Source organism: Neobacillus sp. KR4-4, assembly GCF_042136325.1.
Classification (GTDB): Bacteria; Bacillota; Bacilli; order Bacillales; family Cytobacillaceae; genus Neobacillus.
Genome location: NZ_JBHHJU010000073.1, coordinates 1 through 1,646, shown reverse-complemented (window position 1 = coordinate 1,646; position 1,646 = coordinate 1). Strand labels below are relative to the sequence as shown.

Sequence of the window (1,646 nt, the reverse complement as noted above, 5' to 3'; positions counted from 1 at the left end):
CTTCAAAAAGTATGGATATTACGGTATTTGAAAGGAAAAAGTTATTATCGTATTCAATCTGCCATTTTCTCAAATGAGACGGGTGGGATTTCCTATAAGACAATTAAACGCTGGGATTCTTTATGGAGGATTAAAAAGGAATCCTTGATCCATTTACTTATGTATCATTTGGTTGATATTCATCCGACAGAGATTGATTTTAGACAAATAAAACCATTAACTGATGAACAGACCCTAATATATCTCCTTCCGAAAACATGGAAATTTTTTCACTCTACAACCCCTTACCCATTCTATGGCTTCTTCAACTGGATAAATCAGTTAATGAATAAAATTTAACCCTGTATGCCCAATTTTACCCATTCATTTAAACCGCCTTTTTATCTTCCGAACTTAATTTGTCGCCCCTTCGGGGCAATTTCCCCAATATTATCCGTTTTAAAACAGACGTTCCCACATAATATGGGTTCTCCCATTCTATCGATAATCATTATTTAATGAACATATAAGAAATTCAATATAGATAGGAGAGCTGTAAATGGATGAAAAATTAAGAAATGATATTGCCTTATTTCGTTTTGGCCTTATTGCAGAAATAGTCACAAGAGAGATTCCAAAAGGAGAACAAGCACAAAGACTTCGGAACATTGCGGCAAATGAACATCTAAATCCATATGGTGAGAAGCAAAAAGTCGGACTTCGAACATTAGAACGATATATTCAACTTTATCGTAATAGTGGATTTGAAGCATTAAAACCGTTAAAAAGGGGTGGATATGCCCCTAGAGCTATAACCAACGATCTATTGGAAAAAGCGATTCAATTGAAAACAGAACGTCCAGAGCGATCAGTTCAACAGATAATTCGAATAATGGAACTAGCTGAAATAGTAGATCCGGGGGCTATTTCGGAAAGTACATTATCCAAACAATTGCGTAAAGTAGGAATTACACGTAAAAAGTTACAACAAAAACCAGTTGGGAAACAATTCCGTCGATTTGAATTTCCCTATCGGAATGCTTGTTGGCAAGGGGATGTGCAACATACTCTCTATTTACCAGACCCAAAAGATTCAAATAAGAAGCGTGTAGCAAAGTTATTTGCCTTTATTGACGATTATTCTAGGTTCATAGTTCATGGCCAATTTTATTTTGATGAAAAAGGTGCGCAGCTGGAGGATTGTTTGTTTAAAGCTATATTAAGCAACGGAAAGCCTGAACAGATCTATGTCGATAATGGAGCCATTTATAGAGCCAAAGCATTAGAAACAACCTGTGCGAAACTCGGGATTAAACTAACTCATTCTACCCCTAGAAGACCACAAGGGCGTGGAAAAATAGAACGTTTCTTCCAATTCGTAGATTCTTCCTTCAAACCCGAGGCCTATGACTTAATTGAATCCGGAAGGATTCAGTCTATTGAACAGTTGAATCGATATTTTCATATTTGGAAAGAATCCATCTATCATGAGCGAAAGCACGGTGAAACAAAACAACCCCCAAGACAAAGATGGGAAGAATGTGAGCAACCTTCGGTTTCTATCTCAATATACGATTTAAAAAATGCCTTTTATTGGGAAGATGAAAGAAAAGTAGATAAAACTGGCTGTATTTCGTTTCAAGGGAACAAATATGAGGTGGATTCGC

At 36.5% G+C, this 1,646-nt stretch carries 2 protein-coding genes; both read left to right on the top strand.

Annotation, left to right across the window (positions count from 1 at the left end; all coding sequences use genetic code 11):
* A partial coding sequence (locus tag ACE198_RS27935; RefSeq protein ID WP_375377794.1) for a helix-turn-helix domain-containing protein occupies positions 1-339 on the top strand: 339 nt, incomplete at its 5' end.
* A 199-nt stretch (positions 340-538) separates the two neighbouring features.
* The coding region (locus tag ACE198_RS27930) for a DDE-type integrase/transposase/recombinase (protein ID WP_375377793.1) at positions 539-1,646 on the top strand (1,108 nt) is incomplete at its 3' end.